The following is a 25,258-nucleotide window of genomic DNA, read 5'->3' as shown; positions in this document are numbered from 1 at the left end:
CATCGCTTTAATAAACACTGTTTTACCTTTTTCAGTTTGTATTTATCAACTCTTATTCTCAATACAAAAAAAACAGCTAAGCCACAAGCTTAACTGTTCTTTCTTTTATAATTGATAAACGTCTCTCTCACACATTCAAAATCCACATAAACCCAAGAAAGACAAAGAACAAGCCGTACATGATTGGTGAGACTTCTTTGCCGCGTTTGGCTGCTAACATGGTGATTGGGTAAAAGATGAAGCCTAAGGCGATCCCATCGGAGATGCTGTAGGTCAACGGCATGCCTAGTAGAATCAAGAAGGCTGGGATTGCGATTTCCATTTCGTGCCATTTGATTTCTCGCAGCGATTGTGCCATCAGCACGCCCACGACGATCAGTGCTGGTGCCGTCACTTGGGAAGTAACAACGGATAGTAATGGTGAAAAGAACAAGCCGAACAAGAAGAAAATTCCAGTCGTCACGGCAGTCAAGCCAGAACGACCGCCCACGGCGATCCCAGCGGAGGATTCCACATATGCGCCTACTGGTGAGGTCCCTAATAAAGAACCAGCGAGCATGGCGGTGGAGTCAGAAGCAAGTGCTTTGCCGACCCGCGGCATTTTGTTGTCTTTCATGAAGCCCGCTTGATTGGCAAGTCCTACCAAGGTGCCTGCAGTATCAAAGAAAGTGACGAGTAAGAAAGTCAGTACTACGACCCACATTTGCAGGGAGTTGATGTCTCCTACATGGTTTAGCGCCACTAAGAATGTGGAAGAAATACTCGGTGCAGCAGAAACGATATTGGATGGTGCTTGGATCAAGCCAGTCAGAAGACCTAAAACAGTTGTTGCGGCCATCCCGATAAAAATTCCACCAGGAACTCTGCGAACCATCAAGACGGCAGTGATCACTAAACCAAAAATCGTCAGCCACGTCGTACCGACACTCAATGAGCCTAGTGCCACAAGGGTCGAATCATCGGAAACGATGATCCCGCCTTCGCTCAATCCCAAAAAGGCGATGAACAGACCGATCCCCCCAGAGATGGCATATTTTAAATCAGCAGGGATCGCATCAATGATCAGTTCCCGTAATTTAAAGATTGTGATCACGATGAAAATCAGTGATGCCACAAACACACCCGCTAATGCTGTTTGCCATGGAACCCCCATTCCAATACAGACTGAATAAGAAAAGAAAGCGTTGATCCCTAATGCGGGTGCCGTAGCGATCGGGTATTTTGCTAAAACCCCCATCAAGATACAGCCCAATGCGCTGGCTAACGCCGTTGCCGTAAAGACGGCACCTTCGTCCATCCCAGATGTCCCAAGGACCGTTGGATTGACGAATAAAATATAGGCCATCGAGATAAAGGTGGTAAAACCAGCTAAGATTTCTCGTTTGACCGTTGTTTGTAAGGCATCCAGCCCAAAAAAGGAATTGATTTGATTCTTCATTTTTACTCCTCCAGCAATCAAGCAAAGGTGTCGCCATTGCTTGATTTTTTATAATGAAAACGACGAAATCAATCATAAACCAACTTTATCTGCAAGTAAATATTATCCAGTTAAAAAAACCAATAAAACGCTTTTTCCAACATCTTACCCTTAGCTGTTTCTAATCAACGTGTAACGACTTCTCATTCACCAATTGCTCCAGCTGTTCCTTGGTGGTGCGCTTGATGGAAAGCTTCGGCAGCTCCTTCAACGAAAAGTAATCGCTGTTAGAGGTTTCACTGTTTTTGATGAAGTCCCCTGCCAAAACATCACAGGCAAAGACCAGCTTATAGTATTGAAACACTTGTGGAATGTCTGGTCTTAGATTCGTATCAAAAATTGCTCGCAGCTCCTTGACCTCAACGAGTAAGCCAGTTTCTTCCAGCACTTCTTTTTTGATGTTTTCCCGTGGCGTCAAGCCAATTTCTGCATAGCCTCCTGGCAGTGACCATTCTTTCGTCAGGCTGTCTTCCACCAGCAAGATTTTTTCGTCTTTTTGGATCAATGCTCGTACATCGACTTTGGGCGTAGGATAGCCCTCATTTTTTTCTGTTAAAAGGGTCAACGCAGCTGCGTCTTGATCCACGACGGTACTCATCAAATGCAATGCCAACTCTTTGATCTCTTGGTAACGTTCCTTATCGTACACATCTTTGCCATAGTACAAACCTGCTTCAGCGATCGATAACAGGCGTTTGTATTGCGCAAAATAATCTTTCATCCATTCCCCGCCTTTTCCATTTCTCTGTTATGCTTCTTATTCTAGAGGAAATCGGCGGTTTTGCAAAAGATTGGCAACCCAATCATTGAATTCTTGTTGCTATCATCACCTGATAGACGCAGATTTTTGTAAAATCGGCCGATTTAAGGGACAATGAAAAGAGCAGAACGATTTTTCTCAGAAAGGATGATGAAGGTGAACTTAACGCCTGATTTAGTTTCCAAAGAACAATTGATTGGAAAAATTCAAAAAGATATGGACCAAACGATGCTCGTCTATGCACTTTTAGTTTGTGCAACGCTGGTTGCTTCGATTGGTTTAAACTACAACTCTACGACAACGATTATCGGGGCGATGTTGATTTCGCCACTTTTAAATGGGATCAACGGGATCGGCTTTGGTTTAGGTCTTTCCCACTTACGTTTGGTTAAAAAAGGGCTGCTGGTCTTTAGCATCCAAGTCATCATCGTACTTATCATCTCATTTACCTTTTTCTTACTCACGCCAGTCAAAGACACAACCCCTGAGATCATCACCCAAACATCTGCAACGATTTGGGATATTTGCGTCGCATTGATCGGTGGTTCAGCACTGGCTTTTGCCAAAGTCAGGGGCCGCGACAACGATGTTATTATCGGCGTCTCCATCGGGACGTCCCTGATTTTGCCGCTTTGTGTGACAGGTTATGGGCTGTCGATCAAAGACTATTCGATTTCATGGGAATCCGCTCAACTCTTCTTCACCAATTCCTTTTTGATTTGTTTTTCCTTGTTCATTACCATCTGGCTGTTGCAGTATGGGGATTTTCGTCACCAAAAATGGTGGAAGTTTGCCGTGGTTGCCTTACCGATCACGGTCATTGGCAGTTTCTTCGTTTATACGACGATCCAAACGACTTTCGTGGAATACCATGCCAAGCGTTTTGTAGAAGCCAAACTGGGGGAACATTATTTGCTAGAGCAAACACTTAATGAGCAGAAACAATCCCTTGAATTAAAACTCGTCGGTGAACCACTCTCGAAACAAGCGGTCGCGCAGCTTGAAGCAAGTCTTGAAAACTATGCTTTGCCCGACTACCAGCTCAAGGTCAATGTCTATTCCGCCAATAAAGAGGGGCAATTTGATGCCAAAGTATTAGCCGAAATCCTACAAGTCCAAAACCAAGGAACTTCGAAATTTTTGGGTTTAGACTAAAAAAACAGGCGCTGCCCTTTTCAGGTGTAGCGCCTGTTTTTTCTTCAATTTAAGTCATTGAGTTGTTCAGCGATTCTCTCGATCAACGGGCGATAATCCACTTGCTCGTAATCTTCCACATTGACTTCGATAAGCGCTCCTAACTGAAAGTCATCGTAACGGCGATCAGTGATGATTTGCCGAAACGCTTCTTTGGTTATATGGTTGGTTGCAGCTTGTCTATCTTCCAGCACATCCCCGTAATGGTACCGTTCCATGATAAAACTCAAGTGACGGTCATCCGCTCGATCACGTAAGAAGCGTCTTTCCCATAAGGTTTCAAAAGAAGCAGTCAAGCGAATGGTCAAGCACTCATAACCATAGCTTTGGGCGAGAAAAGTTAGCAATGGCTTCTGCTTTTCACTAAAGGGGTATTCCGAGACCACCAAGCGTTTTCCTAAAGACATGTACAAGCCCAATGCCTGATAGTAAAAAGGCCAAACATACTGCTTTTCGATCTGGGCTTTTTCTGCCAATGAATCAAAGCCGAGGGATTCGGCATAGCACTCTTTGATTTCATCTGGCGTAAGAGCGAAAAGATCAGGAAAACGTTTCTTCAACAGATTCAGTAAATAACTTTTTCCAGTTCCAGGACTGCCTGCCAATAAAACAAGCATCTTTTTGCGTACCATCTATTTGCCGATCGCAGTCGGCGCTTTCGTATTCATGAAAAGGCCGATCTTGTGCTTGACGATTTCTTTGATGGCTTCATTGGATGGGATCACGTTGTGGCGCAAAGATTTGTTGACTTCCGTTGCCCCAAAATTTTCTTTCGCAATCTTCGTCCACTTGACCAACAATTCAGTACCTACATTAAACTTGCGAATGCCGTTATTGATCAATTCAGGATAATCTTCTTCCTTGACGCCAGTTCCTCCATGAATGACTAGCGGCACGTCGACGACTGCATGGATCTCCTTCAATAACTCAACATTCACTTCAGTTTTGGAGCGGAATTGACCGTGATTGGTTCCGATAGCGATGGCTAGCGCATCGACGCCAGTAGCAGCGACAAACTCTACCGCATCTTCTGGGCGTGTGAAGACTTTATCGTCTTCTTCCACATGAATGCCTTCTTCTGTGCCGCCGATCGTTCCTAGTTCTCCTTCGACGGACACCCCATGGGCATGAGCGTATTCTACGACTGCGCGCGTTTTCAAAATGTTTTCTTTGAAGGGCAAATGCGAGCCATCATACATCACCGAGCTATAGCCGCTATCAATCGCCGCTTTGATCTCATCGAAATCTCTGGCATGGTCCAAATGCAAGACAGCATCTACTAGCTCGTGATCGGCAATCGTTTTGACGACATTGACCAAGACATCATAGCCGATGTATTTCGCCGTATCGATACTTGTTTGAATGATGATGGGTGCCCCCATCTCTTTGGCTGCCCGCAGCATACTTGGCAGCATTTCTAAATTATGGGTATTAAAAGCCCCCACTGTAAAATTCAATGCTTCTGCTGTTTTCGTTACTTCTTTTAATGTTGTATACATCCTTGATTCCACCTCGTCTAGTTTAATTGCCGCTGATCGTAAGTTGTTTGGCGATTTGCCGCATTTCTTCCATTTTGTCCATGTAATAGTCGATCTTTGCATCGTCGCCGTTTCGTGCGGCGGCGGCACGCTGAGCATTATAAAGGGACATCAGTTTTTTGTAGCCGTCCCCGATCGATTTTTTCGCCTGCAAGCTTTTTTCCAATGCGTCGATCGCTTCTTCTGTGCGGGAAAGTTTTGCCTGCGCTAAGCCTAACGCTTCATACAATTTTGCTTGTTCGTCGATGTCGGTTTCTGCTTGCAACTGACTTTCTAGATTTGCAATAAGCGCTTCTGCCTCTTGGCTTTCTTCAGCGGTCAAAGGAACCGCTGGTGTTTCTGTGGGCTTTTTTTCTTTTTTGAAAAAAGAGAACATGCGTCTTCCTCCTAGCGATTAAAAGTTTTTCAATAAGGGACTGATGATCCAAGCATATAGCAAGGCTGCCGTAACGGTATCCACATCAGTTGCCGTAGCGTTAACAAAGCCCATTTGATTGAAGATCGTTACAAGTAGGGCTGGCAGTAACGTAATGAAGAATCCGTGAAAGATCCCTCCGATGATCGCCCCTCGACGTCCACCGACCGCATTGCCGAAGATCCCAGCGGTACCGCCTGCAAAGAAGTTCGTCAGCATCCCTGGCAAGATCATCGCCAAGCCAAAGACTGGTAAAACGAACATGGCGATGACTGTCCCAATCGTTGTAGTAATGAAGCCTAAAATAACTGCATTGGGGCTATATGGGAAGAACACTGGGCAATCGAGTGCTGGTTTTGCATCAGGCACCAATTTCATGGCGATCCCACGAAACGCAGGGACGATCTCGCCTAAGAGCAACCGAACGCCAGCTAGCAAAACATAGACCCCAACCACGAATTGAATGGCTTGCAAGAAGGCATACATGATGTAATTTTGATCACCAGAGAGCGTAGAAGCAAAGGTTTCTCCAGCAAACAAGACCGTCACGATATACAGTGGAACCATCACGACCATGACAGAAAGATAGGTATCTTGTAAAAATTCAAAAGAACGTGGCAGTTTGATGTCTTCGATCGATTTTTTCTTCTCGCCTCTTTCTCCAAACAGATAGGCAACGCCTGCTTCAAAGAGGTAGCCGATCGTACAGAAATGTCCGAGAGCAATGTCGTCTGACCCAGTGACTTTGCGGATGATGGGCTGAGCCATCGCTGGCATCGCTACGGCAAAGATCGCCCCAATCAACCCACCGACGAGAATCAAGACAACGCCCCGCAAACCAGCGAAATAGCCAAAGACCGTCGTCATGGTCGCCATCCATAAAATGGCTTGACCCGTTAAGAAAATATATTTCCATTTCGTAAAGCGTGCCAATAAAATATTAAAAACAAAGATGGCTAAAAATGTCAGCGCTATGTCCCGACCCAAGCCCAACTCATTCATCGCTTGCCCGTTGATGGCTTCGATGGAAGGAATTATGCCTTGCATGTCGAATCCTTCTGTGAAAATCTCGCCGAAATAGGTCAAACTACCGACGATGATGCTAGAACCAGCGCTTAAAACCTGGAAGCCCAATAGCGTCTTCAAACTTCCTGAAATGACTTGACCTGCTGACTTTTTCTGAAGCAGCAGCCCTAACATCGCGATCAAAGCGATCGTGATCGATGCCTGCGTTAAAATATTATCAATGATAAAATTGATGATGCCCATTTTTTCAAACTCCCTTCATCATGACCCTTACTTACAGTGCGCCTTTTTCCGTTAATACCGGGGTGATTTTTTCTTCGATTTCTGGTTTTGAAACAATGTTGCGTAAATAAATGATTGCGGTTGTCGGGTCCAAAGCAAACTTTTCAAATTGCGTCCGGAAATTCTCTGCCGTAATGATGATGTCTGGTTTCATTGATACCGCTGATGAGATATCGACATGATCCAATTTCGCCTCCACTCCTAATTTCGTTAAGACATCTTCTGTTGACATCTGAGCCGCAAAGCTGCTGCCAAGACCCGCACCGCATACGAATAAGATCGATAATTTGTTCATGATTTTTCCCCTTTTCTTGTTTTTTATGAAAATAGCAATGATTGAAAAGCTTCAATCGTAGAGCAAGCCAGCAACTGCGTGACTTTTTCTTCATCATTGATCAGTTCGATCAATTCCTTCATGATGGCAAGATGAGAGTAGGAGTCTACCGCAGCCAAGCAAAAAATGATTTTGACAGGGTCCATTTCTGGGTTCCCAAATGCGACTGGCGGCGCCAAGGTGAGGACACTCACACCCAACTGCTGGGCGCCATCTTCTGGTCGTGCATGCGCCAGCGCCAAATGTTTGCCAATGACGATATAAGGCCCGTATTCCTCCACCGCCGCAACCATTGCCTCGATATAGCGTTTCTCGATGATCTGTTCTTTTAATAGCGGCTGCGCAGAGCGTTCAATGGCTTCTTCCCAATTTTGAACAGGAACGTTTAATTGAATATGACTAGCGGATAAAACATCTTTTAACATTGGCTGAATCTCCCTTGCATTAATGGCTAATTGATTTTGTTCAAACAAGTGTGTCAATTTGCGATAGGCGGCAGCATCGACCGTCCCACCGCTTTCTTCAATGACTGTAAGCAATTGATTGAAGAACAGCGTGGCATTTTTTTGGTCAAAGGCGATCCGCTTGAATTGTTCATTGTTTTTTAAGAAACGGCGGATCACTTGGTGATTTTCTTCATTGATGATCGGTGGGATCAGTAATACCGGCTTTTCTCGATAATCGATCTCATAAGTTGAAAAAACCAGATCCACATCGAATTTTGTAATCAAATTGACTTCTTGTGAATTCAAGACTGCCGCAACTTCTACTTCTGGAAACTTCTCCTTGAGGCTGGCTGCCAGCAGATTGCCGGTTGCCATTCCATGGTTACAGACGACGACCGCCTTATAGATCGTAATAATCTCGTGGTTCAATGAACTTAAGGCTGTAGAAAAATGGATCACGAGAAATGTCAGTTCATCTTCTGATAGTGGTTGTCCGACGATCTCTTCGATCGTGGGGGCGAAGCCCTTGACGGCTTGGTAGATTTGTCCATAATTTTTGCGAACAGTCTCTTTGATCGGATTGGGGACTTGAATGCCGCTTTTGGCTCGAACGATCAGCGCGGCCATATGTTTATACAATCCCTCTAACAACTCTTCTTCCTTTTTACTAAAAGGGATCTTGGTTTGGCATTCCACAAATTGGATCAGCTGCAGCGACAAGAGTTGCGCATGCGCCCATTCGATGGAATTGGACAAATCTTTAAAATTCAGTGATTCGATGATGAAAGAAAGATAGTTGACTTCGATTTCTGGTGGCTCGATCGAAAAGGTTTCAGCGATCGCCTGGATATAGGCTGACCCTTGGAGCGGATTGCTGGAAGTAGACCAATTCATGCGTGTGATAAATTCCTTCATTCTGATGCGCATCAGCCAAATGGCGGTAAACAATAAGATTTGGCTGCTATACAACTCATTTTGATTTGGCGGCAACACTGCTTGCATCACTTGTTGGATCTGTTTGATTGCTTTTTGCGGCAAATAGCGATAAAGCAATTTCGTAAAGACTAAATCTGGGGTCTGTTTATCAAGTGGCAGCCTACCGATCCGCTGATTGATGATGTCAAAAATCATCGTCCGAATCGCTCGTTCCGATCCATTCAACCGCAGTCCTTTTTTTCCTAGACTAATGATCTCAATGCCATATTTATTGATGTCCGCCCGCAAACGGCGCATGTCTTCATCCATGCTGCTTTTCGATATCTGGTACGCTTCTTCTTTTTTATTCAACACCAGGATCTCTTTTGAAAATGTCAGATGCAGCAGTAGATCAAAACTACGCTCTTCACGGGTCATATATTCCGACTGTTGTGCCTGTAATGCCTGCCAAACGATGGCTTGCTGCTTCGAGGTCAGTTTCAAAAGGATGCCCTTTCCTCGAAGGGTTTGGATCGGTCCGATGTGTAAGTCAGCAAGAAACGTGTTGATCTCATTCAAATCATTGCGGATCGTCCGTCCACTGGCTGCGGTCTCTTCTGCCAGTTGCTCGATGGATAGTGGATAATCAGTCACCAACAGGCGATGCAAAACATCTACGATTCGTTTTTTCACAACTTTCTCTCCTTCTCTGATTTGAGTATATGATTTCGCTTACAACAAAAAAAGTAGATGTTTCTGCCACTTTAATTTGCAAAAATGTAAACGCTTCTATTTCAAAATAGGAACCTTTGCTCGATTATTTCACATTTCCCTTCTTTTTCCTATCCGATGGAGAAAACGTTTAGCTCGAGGATCAAAGGCAAAAAAAGCAAGAGCAGCTGCTCTTGCTTATTGATGATGGTGCATGCTATTGTGTTTGATCCGACGTGTCTTCTGGCTTATTTCCCAGCGCTTGCTCCATTTGCTTTACTGCCCAATCCATTAGAAAGATCAACAGCATTGCCAGCACGCTGCCAATCAATGCCCCTGAAAAACGCAATGGGATCAATTTCAGTGGCGTAAAACTAGTACCGATCGTCATTAACAGCAGGACTTGCGGGTTGGTAAAAAAATTAGCAACGGTATAATTGACTGGCATAAAAAACTCCGTCAATATGTTTAGCATGATCAAGACCACTGCGATGGCTTCAAGGGGCATATGCAAGGACATCAATAAGAAACCCAGCAGCAACCCCACGATTCCTCCCAGTACCCTACCGATCGTGCGATTTTTGATTTTTTCCATATGTTCTCCTGCCAAGACGGCAGCAGCAGAAATCAAGATCCAATAGCCGTTGCTGTCTCGCAGCAGGTAGGCAATGTAGGTCGCAATAAACAATATCAAAGAAAAGTGCAGCGCCTTGATGACCATTTCTGGTTGCTGAGATAATGCTAGCGAATATTTCTCGTGCAAGCTCAGTTGTTGAAAGGCCGTTTTTTCTTCTTTCAACGGCAGCTGTTCAGCCAACGAAATCACCAGTCCAGCAAGCAGCGAGCCTGCGATGCCATAAAGCAAATAGGAACTGTGGTGCAAGATCTCTCCAAGGTGCGCTGCGTGAAAATTAAAGCCGGTGGCATAAAGCATCAACACGAAGAAATAATCGGGCTTGGGGATCCGCATCACTTTTGACAACAAAAACGCGGAAAACGATAACGCACCGATGATAAAAGGCGCGCTCCAAGGAATCAGTGCTGTCCCAGCGCCTAAAATAAATGCCAGCAGCAGCGCAGCGCCGTGGGTCAAAATGGCGCGCAGATTATAAAAAAGGGACCGATGTTGAAAAGCCAAGTAGGAAAAAGCCCCCATCGCCCCCACAGAACTTATCAAAGGGTCCTGAACGAGGATCCCTATAAACAAAGGAACCGCCATCGCAAACCCTGATCCTAACGGACGCAAGACTTTTCGTTTGTCTTTCATGCAATTCCTCCTATCAAAAAATATGTACGATGATACAGCCGTTTTATAAGCAACGTCCTAAACTAGTATACGAAGCAAAAGATGAATATGCAAATTTTTTTCAGAAACTTTGTGAAATCCTCGCAATGATGTCCTTGATCAACTCAATCGCTCATAGAAAATCGTTTATTCATGAAAAAGCAGCAAAAAGAGAAGCATTCGCTTGGCAACTGATTGCAAGCGAATGCTTCTAGCGATTCCTTCTCTCCCTTTAGACAACCCTTATTTCACTGAAGCGCTGGTGACCGCATCTGCTGCAGGTGCGTCATGAGTACTGGCACTAGTGACCGCATCGGTCGGTTCTTGGTGCACAGAAGCACTGGAAATGGCGTCTTCATTGCCGACAAGTTTTTGACCGGTTTGTTGCAAATACCATTCGATGATTGGCTTGAAATCAAGGATGTATTCGTTGATCCCCGCATATTCGCCGTTTTCATCGTGCATCGCTTGATAATTGTGGACGATGTATTTTTCTGGCACCTGTTTCGGTACATGGACCCGAACCGCGTCGGTCGCTCCACTGCGCAGCTGTTGGATCACCCACTCAACATTTTTGAAGGATTTTTCAGGATGGCATTTTGCTAATGGATTGCCGACTTGTCCTGGCACACGTGCTGCCAGCATATTTTGGGCTTCTTCGCGCAGATTGTAATACAAGAATTGGTTGTTGCTATCGGCAAATGTCAATTCCATCGGCATCGAATCTAAGAAGTAATTGAGCTGATCGACTGTCAGCAAGCCGCGATTTAGTTTGACGTAGGTATTGCCAGAAACGGCACCGACTGCTTCAGCGGCTTTTTCCAGCCATTGATCATCATACATATCCACCCCTTCCACGGTGGTTGCGATTTTCCCTGTGGCGTAGAGGTCTTCGGGCGGCAATTGTTTGGGACCCGCTAAAGCAGAAACGACTTTGATAAATTGCAAGAAGCTGTTGATCGTCGCATCTAAAAAAGCAACCGTTCGGGCATCGATCAAATCACCCGCTTCATCGAAAGCTTCTTTGGCTTTGCCCAACAAAAACTCATTTCCTGGCATCACTAAAGCATTGACTCCCGGTGCGTCCAAAATCTGGCGCAGATGCAGCTGGGCCCTTGAAGTTCCTTGATCATAGTAAGAGGCACCCACGATCATTACTGGTTTGTTTTCCAGAGGATGGATCTTGAATGAAAGCCATTCTAGCAAGCTTTTCAGTCCTGCCGTCACGGTATGGTTGTGCTCTGGTGTAGCAATGATCACACCGTCTGCCATCAGCAATTGCCGATTCAAACGCTGGATGGCTGGGCTTTGGGTTTGATCTTCCTCTTGATTAAAGAGAGGAAAGTCTTTGATCTCTACAAGTTCTAACGTGAATTCCTTTTTGTATTGCTTTTTGATAAAGTTCAGCAGCTGACGATTGGTGGAGACTTCAGCGGCTGATCCGACGATTCCGATCAATTTCATTGTCTTTACGCTCCTATCTTTTGCGATTAGATGGTTTCCCATGAAAATTCAGCAGCTTCTTTTTGATTGGCGGCATGGGCGTGCTGCAACTGGCTGGTAATTTTTACAAATAAAAGAAAATCGTTGAACAGTCCTTGCAGTTTTTGGGTCTGCTCTTCATCGATCAAGTTGCCTTGCTCGTCAAACGCTTGCAGCGAATGACCTAATAGAAATTCAGAGCTAGGCATGATCCGTGCTTTTAACTCTGGAGAGTCCAGAATCTGTCTTAGATGGGCTTGGGCACGAGAAGAACCTAACGTCCCATAAGAAGCACCAGTGATCATCACTGGCTTGTCAACAAAAGGGAAAATTCCATAGGACAACCAGTTCAGGGCATTGATCAACGCTGCGGGTACGGCATGATCGTATTCTGGTGTACTGATGATCACACCGTCTGCTGCCGCGATTTTTTCGGCAAGCTGGGTTACTTGTACGGGCAACTCCTTTGATTCTGGTTTGTTGAACAATGGGAGATCTTTGATCTCGACTAGTTCGATTTCTGCCTCATTGGCAAACATTTTTTTCATAAACTGCAACAACGTGCGATTGGTGGAACGAGTGGCATTGGTTCCTACGAATCCGATAAATTTCATCCTGTCTCTTCCTTTCTGGTTGGGCTATCTTAAAAGTCTTGCCTGAATGCCTTTAGAGGCAATGACTTCATTTTCTTTGGTTACGATGATTCCTTCGATTTCTGGCTGCTGCTGAATCTCTTGCAAAACAACTGGAATGGGCTTGCCAAACAAGCGCGAAGTCCAGATTTCCCCCAGTAACGATGTCGCTGCAACGATCGTGATGCTCAAATACCCACATTCGATGGGAAAGCCACTCTGAGGATCAATCAAATGATGATACGTTCCTTCAGCGGTGGTCAAGACCCGCTCATAGATCCCCGAAGTGACGACGGTTTGGTCCTTGATTGGCAGAATGCCCAAGGTGTCTGCCCGACCGCCTTTGGGATCTCGGATCCCGATCCGCCAATGCCCGTCCGAATGATTTGGTGCAGCGCCGAAACAGACAATATTTCCGCCTAAGTTGATCAATCCATACGCTGCTCCACGGGCTTGGCAATGGGTGCGTAACTTATCAGCGATGTAGCCTTTTGCTAATGCTCCGAGGTCGATCCTCATTCCAGCTTTTTTCAAAAAAACCTTGCCTGCTGCCAATTGGATCTGTTGCGGGTCTGTTAGCGCAAGCAATTCTTTGACCTGCGTCTTTGATACGATGCGGGCATCTTCAAACCCGATGCGCCATGCTTGGACCAGTGGACCGATGGCAATATTCAGCTGACTGTGGGGAGCACAGCTATGATGTTTGCCGATTTCGATCAGCTGGTACAATTCTGGATCAAGCACAAGCCCCTTTTGTCCTGCTAACTGATTCAGCTGATTCAATTCCGATCGCGGATCATTGGCACTAAAGCGATGGTCGTATACTTTCAGTTGGGTCTCCAGCTCGTCCAGTACACTTTCTGGTTTTGTATGAGCAACTTTTAACTCAATGGACGTGCCCATCCGCTGAATCGTGCGAGCGGCTTCTCTCACTGCTGTCTTCATAAAATCCCTTCTCCTAAAAACGATATACCTCAAATTATGTTAGTTTTTTCACAATTAAAGAATACTCCCGATATATTTTTTTGTCAACACGATTATATATTTTTTTATATAAAGAAAATTCAAAAAAGCAGTCCCTTCGTCGAAAGGACTGCTAGTTATCAAGCATTTGCGCAACAAAACTTTTTTGTCGAAAATATATTTTTAATCAATCGTTTCTTCGACCGCTTTTAAATGCGCCAATAATTTTACATTTTTATTGATTTTGGCATACGCTCGTGCATCGTGTAACATTTCCAAAATTGTTTCTTTCGGCTGTTGTTCACGAATGGCATTTTCGGTCAGTTGGGCTGCCGCGCGAGCCAAGTAGTAGGTCAAATGATTGTCGGAACAAATCGCCAACACATAATTCAACAAGGTATCACTAGTTTCCAAATCATCGACTTTCGCATAAAAGACGCCGCAATGAAAGACGATGTTCAACACCCGCCACGTGTCTTCGATCGTTTTGATCGGATAGGTATAAATTTTCTCAAAGACCTTCGTCACATAAAACTCAGCCTTTGCCCATTCTTCTTCTCTGGCATACACCAAACCGATCCCAGTATACGCTAAGAGATCAAACAATTCCTCCGCCGTTTCATTCATCAATAACTGATCGAATTGAAACAAGACATCGGTAATCGCAGCTTCATTAAAAATCATTTCAAAGCCTTTTAAATAATCATATTGCGCTTTTAATGCTGGTTCATCGATCAGCTTCACTTCGATTTGACTTAGCAATGCAGCCAACTGTTCATACTCGCTCGTGATCAAGTAGAATTCGGCTTTTGCCAATTCTTCTTTGATTTTGGTCGTTGCGACATTCATGGAAGAAAACAAGTCGACCAATGGCAAGCCGATCCGATTACACAATTTGATCAAAATTTTGAGGGACGGTGCCTGACCGTTGTTTTCAAATTTACTCAAAGTGGCTTGCGTACAGATTCCTTCCGAAAGTTCTTGCTGCGAGAAGCCCGCCTGTTTCCTCGCTTCAATAAATCGTTCTACATTCATCGCCTTGCTCCCTCCCATTGTCGATAAGACACTTGTTTTTTTCGTAAGCCGTCCTCAACTGCTGGGTCAGCTTGTCACAGATGCTGCGTTTTTCTTAGAAAAATCACCTTTTGCGATGGCTTTGTCCGTACAATAGTGTCCTTTGCCATGGGTCTGACGGACTTCCGCCAATTTTTCTTGAATCATCTCGAGGATCACCATGAGGTTGTCTTCATTGGCAACAAAGTCCAATTGATCCCCATCAATTTGCATTTTCGGACAAACGTCAAAGTTTTCATACCATTCATCGTACCGCTGATTTAATTCTTTGTAATAGTCGTACAATGTCGGATCGTTGGCAATTTGTTCATAGGAACGACCACGTTTGTTGATCCGTTCAATCATTGTATCCAAGGAAACCTTGATATGAACCATTAGATCTGGATGCTTCAACGGCGCTGATTCTTCCAATTCCCGCAGCATCGTGTTCAACAGGTTATCGTATTGTTCGACTTCCATCGGTGCGATGCGACCTAGATCCGCATTTAGATGAAACATCAAACTATCCTCATAGATGGAGCGGTCAATGACATTGTCATCATTGGACAAAGCTTCCCGCATCCCTAAAAAGCTTTTGTTTAAGAAAAAAATCTGCAATAAAAAGGCGTATCGCTCTGGATTGGAATAAAACAATGGCAGAACATCATTGTCCTCCACGTTTTCATAGAAAGGCTTCGACGCCATTTCCTTCGATAAAAAATCAGTCAAACTGCTTTTTCCTGCCCCGATCGTTCCTGCGATTAATAACACATTCATCATCCTTTATTAAATATAGTCACCGACAAAGGCTCGGTGCGCCATCGCTTCAAAATCATACGCTGTTCGTGCCGCCAGATCAGCCAAATACGCTTGCACCGACTCCGTCAACATCGGATTGACCGCCGCGGCTTTTTCCTGAAAAGCGATCACTGGTTTATTTCGTACGTGTGCTGCGCCGATTTCAAAGGCTGTTCCCGGATCGGCGATCCCTTCATGGTCATCCAAAACGGCAACGACGACGTCGGCTCGTGTCAATTCCAGCATGTCTTTTTCGAAAATTTCTCTTGCCCGTTCTGGTGTATTGGGTTCAGATGAACCTTCTTGATACAAGCGCGGCGAATAGATCGCCAAGGGCTGCGGGTTTTCAGCTAAACTGCGTTCTACTTGTTTGAGTCGGTCGACTTGTTCGTTTGAAAAAAACGGTCCCGCTAAATAGACATGCTTCATCCTGCCAAGCACTCCATTCCTGATCCCTTCGCAGCCAATCGTCGGATCAACGACTCAACGTCAGATAGGAAAAAGAGCGTTTCAGACAGTTCAGCCCAAGCAAAGCTAGAAGCTTCAAACATTTTTAGCAGCGGCTTTAGTCCATCATTTAAGCCTTCGGTCATCAACACACCGATCGGCTTGCCTGACAATGGCCCAAGAGTCATAAAAGAGCATACTGATGACAACTCCTCTAGTGTACCAAATCCACCAGGTAATACAAGGTAGGCATCGCTCATTTCCAGCAATTGTTGCGTTTGTTCCTCCCTCGTATCCGTATAGAACTCGGTATACGTGCTTGATCCATTGACGATTGGCGGCAAATCTTCTGCAAAGGAACCTGATGGATAGATCCCCGTCACTGCGCCTTCTTTTTCAAAGACCCCTTTCACGATCTCCCTCATCAAGCCAGCCAAAGGGCCGCAATAAACCAACTCGATGTGATTTTTTGCCAAGGCATTGCCGATGACACGAGCGGTCTTTGCCAACTTTTTCTCATTTTTTAAACGGGTGTCGCAACATACAGTTACTCTCAAAAACAACAGCTCCTTCTTCACTACACCTGCTATTTTACACAATCTCTTAAAAAAGTAAATACTATATATTGTGCTTAATTTAGATAAAAACCGTTCTATTCACTATATATTGTATATAGCCGTTAGCATCTTTTCACTTTTCCTTAAACGTTACAAACCTTGAAAATAGCAGAAAAGAAAAAGTAGAATCAGCTTTCATCGATTGTCTCAGCCCTCTTTCATCCCACATAAAAAAACACGACGCAGCTGGGCTCGTGTTTTTTTATCCATCACTTTTTTTTCTTGTCCAAGCAAAATTCAGCAAAATACTGCATAAAAAATTTATTTTTCGTCAGTGGCTGCTTTCAGTTTTTTCAAATCTTCTTGCTCGACAAAAAAGGTCACTTCTCCGGTTTCTAAATCGACAGATGCTTTGACTTCCACCCCTTTTGGGAAAAACTTGCTGGCATCGGTCTCGATTTTCAAACGCATCGTTCCATCTTTCAATCCAGCACCATAGGTCATCGTACGAAAGTTCTTTTTCATTCCTGCTCGCTCCTTTTTTAATAGCTCATCGACACTGCACCCATAAAGGGTACTCAGTTTTAATAAATTCAAACTGTCGGGTACCGTCTTGCCGGTTTCCCAATTTGAGATCGATGTGCGGGTCACTAAAATTTTTGTTGCTACTTCTTCTTGGCTCATTTGCTGTGTGACTCGATGGTTCTTTAGTGCTTCCCCAATCGTCATCTTGCCCTCCTTCTCCTACCTTAACGCAGACCTGCTGTGATTTCTGCTCAAATCCATTGATATTACGGCATTGTCAAACAGTTTTGACAGGATTTTCTTAAACGAACTCTCCGTGATAGCGGTTTTCTTTCTATCATAGTTGAAAAAAGAACAAATGACTAGAAAATGATTTTTCATTTCGACTATACTACGACAAAAAAGCAGCACGAATAAATCGTACTACTTAAGAAAACATGACCTGTTGCTAACGGTGGATCGTCACTTCTTTTTTGACTTCCACGGTGATGCGGCCATTTTTGATGACCATCAAACGTTCAGGAATATCGATCAGCACATCGGCTTTTTTCTGGGTATCTAAAAGAATCAAATCTGCGCGGTTGCCAACAGCGATCCCATAGTCTTTGATATTTAATGCTTTAGCGGTATTGGTCGTAATCATTGGCAAGACCGTCGGCAAGTCATCGGCGCCGCCTAAATGCGCCACTGGCACAGCCAACATAGCGATTTGGATCAAATCCCCATTGCCATAGGGTGTAAAGGCGTTTCGGATATTGTTGCTGCCTAAGCAGATATTCACACCAGCATCACGTAGTTTGCGAATCGGCGTCACGGCACGGCGAACGTTGTAGGCATCGTTTCTAGCACCTAAGTGCAAGTCGGTCGCAGGCAACGGCATCACATTGATTTGGGCTTTGACCATCAAATCGATGACTTCTGCCAGCTGATTTGGTTCCATGGCGTGCAGCGCAGTCAAGTGTCCTACTGATACCCGACCTTGGTAGCCTTCTGCGATGGTTTTTTCACACAGATAGACGATCGATGTATCGTCTGCTTCGTCGGCAAAATCTTGATGCAAGTCAATGTCTTTGTCAAATCGTTTGGCGATCTCAAAGATCAAGTCGATGTGTTCATTGGCTGGCGCATCATTGTAAGGAATGCCGCCAACGACATCGGCGCCTTTTTCCATCGCTTCGATCATCATTTTATCCGTCCCTGGGGCTTTAAAAATCCCTTCTTGGGGAAAGGCAACGACCTGAATGTCGATCAAGTCGCGGTATTCTTCTTTTAAGCGCATGATGGTGTCAAACCCTGTGAAGCCTTGTGCTGGATCAAATTCGGCATGGGTGCGCACAGCAGTCGTGCCATGTACGATCAGCATTTCTAATGCACGTTTCGCTCGATCATAAATATCTTCTTCGGTAAAGGTCGGTTTCAGCTTTGCCGTAACTTGGATCGCTTCTTGCAACGTACCTGAATTATTGGGCTCACGATCGGCGATCAAGGCTTTGTCTAAGTGGATATGGCTTTCGATCAATCCAGGGATCACCACTTTGCCTTTCGCCTCAATCGTTGTTGCTGCTGATTCTTCAATGTTGGGTGCAACTGCGGTGATTTTTCCTTCTGAAATTGCAATGTCTACTAATTCTGCATCGTCTTCAAGACGTGCTTGCTTGATCAATAAATCCATGTTTTCCTCCTATCCATCAGCCAAACACTAAGCCGATGACTAATAATAATACGGCTGCTAAACTCAACCACTTCACGTTTCCTTTGACTACATCCAGAATCGGAATTTGGAAACCAGAAGATAGAGCCTGCATCGTAATGTTGACGAAACTCATTTGACTGCCGAGGCCAACCCCCATCGTTACAAAGCCAAGAGCTAAGACTGGGAAGCCTAATGAAACGGCAACTGGTAGCACGAGTGTTAAAACGGAGCCGACATAGGCACCCGCGGGAATCCCAATCAAGACACCCGTCAAGATCGCCACGGGAACGACGATCGCTGCGGGGGCATTTTGTGCCGCACCGGCAATTACAGCAAACGTCCCCGTTTCAGCGATCACGTTGATGAAGGCTAAAAAGATTCCCACTTGGAACAAGCGGGTCAAAATATACGTGGATCCGTCCACCATCGCTTCCACCGATTGATTCATCGAAAAGTCGGTACAAACAAAAATCAACGCCAACGTGACCACCATATAAACTAGCGGTGTAAAGAGGACAAAGCCGATCAGGTCATTGATCAACGGGCCAAAGATGACCGCAAAAAGCAAGAAGATCGCAGGCAGTGTCGTTTTGAACAATTCGCCATTGCTTTTGTTTTCGTACTCTTGGTTGGCTGATTCTTTGAAGCCTAGATGACGACGCTTGGTTCCGAAGAATGCCAATAAAATCGCCAAACCAACGAATAACAACCAAAATGGGCGCATTTGATCGACGTAAGAAGCGACACTAAAGCCGCCTAGTTCAGACACGATACTAGATTCCAAAGAGGCAGGAGAGGTCGTAAAGGAGACCGCTGCCGCTAACGACATCGCTGCGATCAATTCGGGGACCACCCCAACTGCCGCAAATGCTAACGGTGCGATCACCATTGCACTCCCGCCGCCGATCCCAGACATATAAGTCGCTGCTGCCAATAAGATGACAATAAAACCAGCCACATATTCTACTTTTCCTTTGGTTCCTCTTTTGGCTAAGGTTAAGGCCGCCGTATAACTGCCCGCTTTAAAGACCGCCATCGCTACAGCGGAATTGATGATTGGCACCGTAATACTCAACATCGTCGGAATAGCTTCCAACAGTTGGGAATTGGCTTCAGCTAAACTGATCCCGCCAATAATCATCGCCAAGATCCCAGCAATCAAGCCAGCAATGATCATATCTACTTTTTTAAAGAGCAAAACCAGCACTAACACTAATGGAATCAGTACTAGAAATGCTTTGACTCCTGTTGGTGCGACGATCTCATTGATCGCTTCTGCCGCAAACACTGTTCTTTCTGAAAAGATAAAAAGAATGAGAGCCATAAACAGTGAGACGAATGTTCCCTTTTTTTTCATCACATTTCTCCTAACTTATATGAACCTTCATATAATAAATGTTGTGTTGCTATGGGGTGTTGCCGATTGATTTTTCCGCTGATTTTTCTCTGGTGTTTCCCACCTTCTTTCCTCGAAGAAAGGAACCAAGCAAAAGACACCTGCTTTTTCGACCTTTTTCGCCACTTTTTCTTTCTCTATTATAATTCTTGTTGTTAACGCTTTCTTTGGACATTATTCTAAAATAAATCTACGTTTTTTATCCAATTGGCTAAAAGCGCAGAAAAAAGCGCGACTTGTGGAGAAAAGAGCCTTCCTTTGATCCTTTTGCCCTTTTCTTGGAGCCCGCTTTTTTTAGTGATCTTCTGTTTATGATCGTTTTTTTCCTCGGTTTGTCCAGCGTTTCAGCCGATAAAAAAGCATCAGTTGTTTGCGCGCTCGCTTGATCCGCTGGTAGCGCTTTGGCTGTTTCTTGTAAAATGCTTGATGGTAGTTTTCCGCTGGCCAAAACTGCGTGGCCTTGCGGATCTCAGTCACGATGGGTTGCTGATAATAACCAGATTGGGCTAGTTCCTTTTTGGCTCCTTGCGCAAACACTTCCTGTTCAGCAGTCGTATAGAAAATGATTGGGCGATAAAAATTACCGCGATCTTGAAATTGTCCGAAAGCATCTGTCGGGTCAGTCACTTGCCAATACAACTGCAACAAGTCCTGATAGGTGATGGTTTCGGGATCAAAAATGATCTCTACCGCTTCGACATGCCCTGTTGTTCCGCTAAGTACTTGATCATACGTCGGATTCGGAACTGTTCCCCCGGTATACCCCGACAAGACGGAAAGAATACCCGGCTGGTCTTCAAAAGGCTCTACCATACACCAAAAGCAGCCGCCAGCAAAAATAGCCACTTCTTGTGCTTTTCCACCTGTTTCGGTCGGCTCCACGGAAACTTCTGCTGGTTGGGCTTTGCTTGTTTCTTCATTCCTTGCCTTTTTCGGTGCTGACTGGCTGATTGTTTGATAAAACTCTGCGACATTCGGGGTCAGATTGTTTCTCAGTGCCAAAGGACGCAACGACGCTTCTAGTTTTTCCAAAACCCGCTTGGTCTGTTGGTCTTCAAGGCTATTTGTCGATTCTTTTTCGTGTTTGCCTGCTTTTTGTTTGGTCGCCAGCTGAGTTTCCAGTGTATTTTTTGCTTGCACCAGTTGTTCTCGTTCCCACTGTCTTGTGCCAGGATGCAAGATCAAATTATAGATTTCTGACAGCCACGCCATCGTTTTTTGCTTCATCACCATTGCCCCTTTGCCTCATGAAGGAGCGACTTTCGCTCCTTGTTTGGTTGCACTGTACCATAGTTTCGCCGATTCGCCCAATTTGATGCCCAAAAAACGTTCGAGAAAAATCCTCGAACGTTTTTGGCTTTTGTATGGGTTAGTTCTTATTCATCCTCTGAGGGATCAGCTCAGTATCATTGGTGTGTACGCAATTGGGTATTCATTTTTTTAGAAACATTGAAGCGGAATGAGATAGGATCGCCGATCTCAAAGAGTGATCAAGAACCACTCAATGCAAATGAACGTTGCCTTTGTTGGTAAATACGCAATTTTTCTACAATCCGTTTAAATAGTCATCGGTTTTCATCACCGTAGAGAAGGTTTCCAACGCCGATAAAAACGCTCGTTGAACAGCTTCCGCAGGAATTTCGTGTGCTTCAAATGTTAATGCTTTCGTTGCCGTAGCATCAGAAATCAGTATGGGCTGATAACCGAGTTCTTTACTAGCTCTTGTGGTTGAATCGATGCACATATGCGTCATCATCCCAGTGATGACAACTTGTTGGACACCTAAAGAGTCTAACGTCTCTTTTAAATTTGTTTCAATGAAGGAGTTAGGAGAGTGCTTTTCGATAATAATAGAAGAATGCGTTGTTTTTAACTGTTCATGCAGCAGCACACCTTTGGTCCCTCGTTCAAAAAAATCAGCTGCTTCTTGATCGTTGATGTGTTGGATATAGATGATCGGGAGTTGCTTTTCGATAAAAGAAGCTTCTAGTTTATTTATGTTTGCAAGCGCCTGTTCAGGGGAATGAAGGGCCATTCTTCCTTCTTTAAAATAGTCATTTTGGACATCAATAATTACTAAAGCTTTTTTCATAGAATCACCATTTCTTTTCTTATTTGTTATAATCCAGTATAAATACATATGACCTTACAACAAAGCGTCTCTTGAAAAAGATAAAGTCAATTTACTTTCATTATGAAAGGAGGAACCCTTATGGACATCATCGATGAACAAATCCTAGCTATCCTGAAACACAACAGTAAATTATCGAACAAAGAAATCGGCGAAATGGTCCACCTGACGGGACAAGCCGTGGGCAATCGGATCTTGAAATTGCAAGATGAGGGAATCATTCAGCGATTTAGTATTGTAGTAAACTACCCAAGTACGCAATACATCCGGTTTTTTATGGATTCAAATCGCTATACAGCTTTTGAAGCCTTCGTGAATCAATACAAAGAAATTGAGGTCTTTCATAAAGTTTCGGGTCAAGCTTGTTATCTCTTGGTCAGTCATTTTACAGATGTAACCTTCCCTTTGTTTATAGAGAGTCTCTCAAAATGGGGCCGGTATAGTGTAGAAACCTTTGTGGCTGACAAACTCAATCATGGGGATGATTGATGTTAGCCGCTGTGGGCTAGTCCTACATCCATTAGATTCCTTGATATATTCATCAAAGTCTTGATCGTCGAAATTTTCGCAATGATGCCCAGCAGCAGCGTGCCGAATTCAAACATCGCCAAGCATAAAGTATTAAGACTGCTAGTGCAGACACAAAAGCGCCCCCCGTTGCCTTGTTTATAAAAATATCGTTCAGGATCACGGGAATAGAGCTAGTATCTCAAAGATTGTACGGCGTGTAATGTTACGAGACAAAGCGTTTATAGAATAAAAGAAAACAGCATGGTCAACATCGATAAGATGAGCATGCTGTTTTTATTTACTTACTTTTTGAAATACTGTTCTAACTTTCATCAACAACTCATCAACCAAGTGCTCATGTGCTTTTTCCAAAAAAACACACGCTCTGGCTTCATAATCAATTGTCGTTAATTGATCCAACAATACTTTTCCTGTTGTCTTCATTCCATAATCTGGATCAATACTTACATATAACGGATAGTTTCTACTTGTACTAGAAATCGGAGCAACGGTGGCAACGTTACTATAATCTGCAATCATGTCATGACTTAAAACAATATAGGGCCTTTTTCCCGTTTGTTCATGTCCAGCACGAGGAGCTGTATCCAATAACAAAATATCCCCTTGTCTAGGTTTTCTTACCATTTTTCATTCCCTACTGCTTCACCTAAATGTTGAATTTCCACATGATTTTTCTCAGCAGTGTAGTTTTCAAATAACTCTTCAATCGTTAACTCGTTTTCTACATTTGCCGCTTCGATGATTAGCCGTTTATGCCCGTTTACTTCTTCTTGTATTATCTTCACTTTGTCATCTGTATGAATGCCAAGATACTCCATAATGTACTTTGGCAATCTAAGACCGTTACTATTGCCCCATTTTTTTATAGGTAACATTTCCATGCGCGACACCTCTTTCTGTATATACATAGTATAACATATATCGCGACGGAGTATATACATAATTATCCTTTTTGGTCAATTCGCCTAAATTCCATTAAAAAGAATCGTTCTCAAAAGTGGACTCTGCTGTGCTAATAAAAATTTGTAGTATGCCGAAATGTCAAATTGCAGGACAATGACTGACATAAACGATTTGATTATAACCACGTTGATACGCTCTTTAGGTATTAACAATATTTGGATGCAAGTAAGTAGTAAACAACAGGGATTGCTGTCCCTCCCTTACTTATTCCCTCATGTGTTCTATATTCGATAGCATAGCTAGTTCGAAAAAATAGTTAACTTTCCCACTAATCAGGGAGCCAACAATTTTCTCAATAGGAATACCTGCAAAACCGTCACCCATGGCTTTATCAGAAAATACTGGGTCGTTTACTTTATCCGAATTTATCACTTACATGTACACCTAATTTAAATTTTTCTCTATTTAAAAAAAAGAGAAAACAGTAACTCCTACTATAGACTATTTTTTTCACGGTAATACCTCAAGTGGGGGTTACCATCCATATTTCGGAAAATAGAAGTAGAGGTAATTAGATTTCAAATTTATTAGGTTTTCTTTATCTATTCGAATGGATATCACGGGTAGTTTTTTATTTTTCCTGTGATATAATAACCTTGCGAAACGATAGAAAGTTTATAGCACTGCAGCACAAAGGCGCTCCCTAACCGCGACGAAAGGGAGCGCCTTGTTTATGCTAGTTGCGACTGCTAGCATGTGAGTTGGATAGCAACTTGCTTAGTTATCGTCTTTGTCTTTCTCATCCAACCAGTGAGAAAATAGTTCGATGACTATACCAACAACAATTGGTGCGACAACCAACGATAGATAAATCATATACACTACACCCTCCACAGGGGGAGTAGAAAGTATACATGTTACGCAAAATACACACAGTTATTTTTCAAAGACAATAAGTGATGTTCACGTTTCTTCCTTTTGCAACGTCATGATGACTGGACCTTCTTTGGTGATGGCGATCGAATGTTCATATTGGGCACAATAACTGCCGTCAATGGTGCGTGCTGTCCAGCCGTTCGGGTCCATCTTCATGCGCCAAGTGCCGGTCGTGATCATCGGCTCGATAGTGATCGTCATGCCTTCTTTCAACCGAATTCCTTTGCCAGGTAACCCGAAATGAGGAAAGAATGGTTCTTCATGAATGGTTGGGCCAATGCCGTGAGCGATAAAGTCCCGCACGACACCATACCCTTTTTCTTCAGCGAAGCTTTGGATCGCATAACCAATATCGCCAACTCGGTTGCCGACCTGTGCTTGCTCGATGCCTCTCATCAAGGCTTCTTTCGTGACTTCCATCAGTGCTTGATGTTCTGGTGAAATCTCTCCTACCGCATACGTCCAACAGCTGTCAGAGATTGCCCCTTTGTAATCGACACAAAAATCGACTTTAACGACATCGCCTGATTTTAAAACATATTCTGAAGGGAAACCATGACAAATCTCTTCATTGACACTGATACACGTCGCAAATTCATAGCCTTCAAACCCGATTTGCGCGGCTGTTGCCCCTGCAGCTTCTATCTGTTGATGGACAAAGGCGTTGATTTGGTTCGTGGTGATACCGGGAACAATTTTCTCTCGTAGCTGTTCGTGAATACTTGCCAAGATACGACCAGAAGTTTTCATTTGTTCGATCTCTCGTGGGGATTTTAATGTGATCAATAGATGATCTCCTTTCCTTAAATAGCCATTACCCTGTTTCTT

The 25,258-nt window shown here is 44.0% G+C and carries 28 protein-coding genes; 2 read left to right on the top strand and 26 right to left on the bottom strand.

Annotated features, from left to right (window positions below; translation table 11 throughout):
- Nucleotides 1-127: 127 nt before the first annotated feature.
- Nucleotides 128-1,438 (bottom strand): NCS2 family permease, encoded by a 1,311-nt coding sequence (locus IGJ44_RS05015; protein WP_167826829.1) that lies wholly within the window; start codon nt 1,436-1,438, stop codon nt 128-130.
- A 160-nt stretch (nt 1,439-1,598) separates the two neighbouring features.
- Entirely contained in the window at nt 1,599-2,198 is a 600-nt protein-coding gene (locus IGJ44_RS05010) for an NUDIX hydrolase N-terminal domain-containing protein (RefSeq protein ID WP_010747733.1), read from the bottom strand.
- Nucleotides 2,199-2,387: 189 nt separating this feature from the next.
- On the opposite strand from IGJ44_RS05010, the gene IGJ44_RS05005 reads away from it, so the two are divergent.
- Nucleotides 2,388-3,392: a DUF389 domain-containing protein gene (locus tag IGJ44_RS05005; protein ID WP_240934855.1), complete on the top strand. Its 1,005-nt coding sequence runs from the start codon at nt 2,388-2,390 to the stop codon at nt 3,390-3,392.
- A 44-nt stretch (nt 3,393-3,436) separates the two neighbouring features.
- On the opposite strand, the gene IGJ44_RS05000 is transcribed toward IGJ44_RS05005, so the two are convergent.
- The 19 genes from IGJ44_RS05000 to IGJ44_RS04910 all read right to left on the bottom strand — a co-directional run bounded on the left by IGJ44_RS05000 (nt 3,437) and on the right by IGJ44_RS04910 (nt 22,021).
- Entirely contained in the window at nt 3,437-4,063 is a 627-nt protein-coding gene (locus tag IGJ44_RS05000) for a zeta toxin family protein (protein WP_167826831.1), read from the bottom strand.
- Nucleotides 4,064-4,930 (bottom strand): class II fructose-bisphosphate aldolase, encoded by an 867-nt coding sequence (locus tag IGJ44_RS04995; protein WP_167826832.1) that lies wholly within the window; start codon nt 4,928-4,930, stop codon nt 4,064-4,066.
- A 22-nt stretch (nt 4,931-4,952) separates the two neighbouring features.
- The gene (locus tag IGJ44_RS04990) at nt 4,953-5,345 is read right to left on the bottom strand and encodes a hypothetical protein (RefSeq protein WP_005225457.1); all 393 of its coding nucleotides are present in this window, start codon (nt 5,343-5,345) and stop codon (nt 4,953-4,955) included.
- A gap of 18 nt (nt 5,346-5,363) precedes the next feature.
- The gene (locus IGJ44_RS04985; protein WP_008379073.1) at nt 5,364-6,653 is read right to left on the bottom strand and encodes a PTS sugar transporter subunit IIC; all 1,290 of its coding nucleotides are present in this window, start codon (nt 6,651-6,653) and stop codon (nt 5,364-5,366) included.
- Between the two features lie 31 nt (nt 6,654-6,684).
- On the bottom strand, nt 6,685-6,987 hold the full coding sequence (locus IGJ44_RS04980; protein WP_005225455.1) for a PTS sugar transporter subunit IIB: 303 nt from the start codon (nt 6,985-6,987) through the stop codon (nt 6,685-6,687).
- A gap of 23 nt (nt 6,988-7,010) precedes the next feature.
- A complete protein-coding gene (locus IGJ44_RS04975; RefSeq protein WP_167826833.1) occupies nt 7,011-9,080 on the bottom strand; it encodes a BglG family transcription antiterminator in 2,070 nt (689 codons plus the stop codon).
- Between the two features lie 235 nt (nt 9,081-9,315).
- Nucleotides 9,316-10,365 (bottom strand): FUSC family protein, encoded by a 1,050-nt coding sequence (locus tag IGJ44_RS04970; protein WP_167826834.1) that lies wholly within the window; start codon nt 10,363-10,365, stop codon nt 9,316-9,318.
- A 261-nt stretch (nt 10,366-10,626) separates the two neighbouring features.
- Nucleotides 10,627-11,847, bottom strand: coding sequence for an NAD(P)H-dependent oxidoreductase (locus IGJ44_RS04965; RefSeq protein ID WP_430606223.1), 1,221 nt, complete (start codon nt 11,845-11,847; stop codon nt 10,627-10,629).
- 26 nt (nt 11,848-11,873) lie between these two features.
- A complete protein-coding gene (locus IGJ44_RS04960; RefSeq protein ID WP_167826837.1) occupies nt 11,874-12,479 on the bottom strand; it encodes an NADPH-dependent FMN reductase in 606 nt (201 codons plus the stop codon).
- A gap of 24 nt (nt 12,480-12,503) precedes the next feature.
- Complete coding sequence (locus IGJ44_RS04955; RefSeq protein WP_101699225.1) at nt 12,504-13,442, bottom strand: FAD:protein FMN transferase; 939 nt, start codon at nt 13,440-13,442, stop codon at nt 12,504-12,506.
- Between the two features lie 201 nt (nt 13,443-13,643).
- Nucleotides 13,644-14,495, bottom strand: coding sequence for a helix-turn-helix domain-containing protein (locus IGJ44_RS04950; protein WP_142973744.1), 852 nt, complete (start codon nt 14,493-14,495; stop codon nt 13,644-13,646).
- Between the two features lie 66 nt (nt 14,496-14,561).
- Nucleotides 14,562-15,284: a deoxynucleoside kinase gene (locus tag IGJ44_RS04945; protein WP_005225447.1), complete on the bottom strand. Its 723-nt coding sequence runs from the start codon at nt 15,282-15,284 to the stop codon at nt 14,562-14,564.
- Nucleotides 15,285-15,299: 15 nt separating this feature from the next.
- A complete protein-coding gene (locus IGJ44_RS04940) occupies nt 15,300-15,740 on the bottom strand; it encodes a nucleoside 2-deoxyribosyltransferase (RefSeq protein WP_167826838.1) in 441 nt (146 codons plus the stop codon).
- Nucleotides 15,737-16,315 carry an LOG family protein gene (locus tag IGJ44_RS04935; RefSeq protein ID WP_167826839.1) on the bottom strand — a complete coding sequence of 193 codons (579 nt, stop codon included), beginning with the start codon at nt 16,313-16,315 and terminating at the stop codon, nt 15,737-15,739. The genes IGJ44_RS04940 and IGJ44_RS04935 overlap by 4 nt, the downstream gene beginning before the upstream one ends.
- A 321-nt stretch (nt 16,316-16,636) precedes the next feature.
- Nucleotides 16,637-17,044, bottom strand: coding sequence for a helix-turn-helix domain-containing protein (locus IGJ44_RS04930; protein ID WP_016613633.1), 408 nt, complete (start codon nt 17,042-17,044; stop codon nt 16,637-16,639).
- Between the two features lie 244 nt (nt 17,045-17,288).
- Nucleotides 17,289-18,512, bottom strand: coding sequence for an amidohydrolase family protein (locus IGJ44_RS04925; protein ID WP_167822964.1), 1,224 nt, complete (start codon nt 18,510-18,512; stop codon nt 17,289-17,291).
- Nucleotides 18,513-18,528: 16 nt separating this feature from the next.
- Complete coding sequence (locus tag IGJ44_RS04920) at nt 18,529-19,890, bottom strand: hypothetical protein (protein ID WP_005225442.1); 1,362 nt, start codon at nt 19,888-19,890, stop codon at nt 18,529-18,531.
- A 348-nt stretch (nt 19,891-20,238) separates the two neighbouring features.
- Nucleotides 20,239-21,162 carry a peptide-methionine (S)-S-oxide reductase MsrA gene (gene msrA, locus IGJ44_RS04915; RefSeq protein WP_167826840.1) on the bottom strand — a complete coding sequence of 308 codons (924 nt, stop codon included), beginning with the start codon at nt 21,160-21,162 and terminating at the stop codon, nt 20,239-20,241.
- Nucleotides 21,163-21,475: 313 nt separating this feature from the next.
- Nucleotides 21,476-22,021 carry a cysteine hydrolase family protein gene (locus IGJ44_RS04910; protein ID WP_205821234.1) on the bottom strand — a complete coding sequence of 182 codons (546 nt, stop codon included), beginning with the start codon at nt 22,019-22,021 and terminating at the stop codon, nt 21,476-21,478.
- A 120-nt stretch (nt 22,022-22,141) separates the two neighbouring features.
- On the opposite strand from IGJ44_RS04910, the gene IGJ44_RS04905 reads away from it, so the two are divergent.
- The gene (locus tag IGJ44_RS04905) at nt 22,142-22,549 is read left to right on the top strand and encodes an Lrp/AsnC family transcriptional regulator (protein WP_370447890.1); all 408 of its coding nucleotides are present in this window, start codon (nt 22,142-22,144) and stop codon (nt 22,547-22,549) included.
- A 315-nt stretch (nt 22,550-22,864) separates the two neighbouring features.
- Here IGJ44_RS04905 and IGJ44_RS04900 read toward each other — a convergent pair whose 3' ends face one another.
- The 5 genes from IGJ44_RS04900 to map form a co-directional block, all read right to left on the bottom strand.
- Nucleotides 22,865-23,215, bottom strand: a complete 351-nt coding sequence (locus tag IGJ44_RS04900; RefSeq protein ID WP_016610020.1) for a type II toxin-antitoxin system PemK/MazF family toxin — start codon at nt 23,213-23,215, stop codon at nt 22,865-22,867.
- On the bottom strand, nt 23,209-23,499 hold the full coding sequence (locus IGJ44_RS04895) for an AbrB/MazE/SpoVT family DNA-binding domain-containing protein (RefSeq protein WP_077452908.1): 291 nt from the start codon (nt 23,497-23,499) through the stop codon (nt 23,209-23,211). Before IGJ44_RS04895 ends, IGJ44_RS04900 begins: the two co-directional genes overlap by 7 nt.
- A gap of 259 nt (nt 23,500-23,758) precedes the next feature.
- Complete coding sequence (locus IGJ44_RS04890) at nt 23,759-23,926, bottom strand: PTS glucose transporter subunit IIA (protein WP_151195775.1); 168 nt, start codon at nt 23,924-23,926, stop codon at nt 23,759-23,761.
- Between the two features lie 345 nt (nt 23,927-24,271).
- Complete coding sequence (locus IGJ44_RS04885) at nt 24,272-24,370, bottom strand: type I toxin-antitoxin system Fst family toxin (RefSeq protein WP_074534955.1); 99 nt, start codon at nt 24,368-24,370, stop codon at nt 24,272-24,274.
- Nucleotides 24,371-24,457: 87 nt separating this feature from the next.
- Nucleotides 24,458-25,216, bottom strand: coding sequence for a type I methionyl aminopeptidase (map, locus tag IGJ44_RS04880; RefSeq protein ID WP_005234612.1), 759 nt, complete (start codon nt 25,214-25,216; stop codon nt 24,458-24,460).
- Between the last annotated feature and the right edge of the window lie 42 nt (nt 25,217-25,258).

The sequence above is a fragment of the Enterococcus sp. DIV1368d genome (assembly GCF_050542975.1).
Classification (GTDB): Bacteria; Bacillota; Bacilli; order Lactobacillales; family Enterococcaceae; genus Enterococcus_D; species Enterococcus_D casseliflavus.
This window is presented reverse-complemented; position numbering and strand designations above follow the sequence as displayed.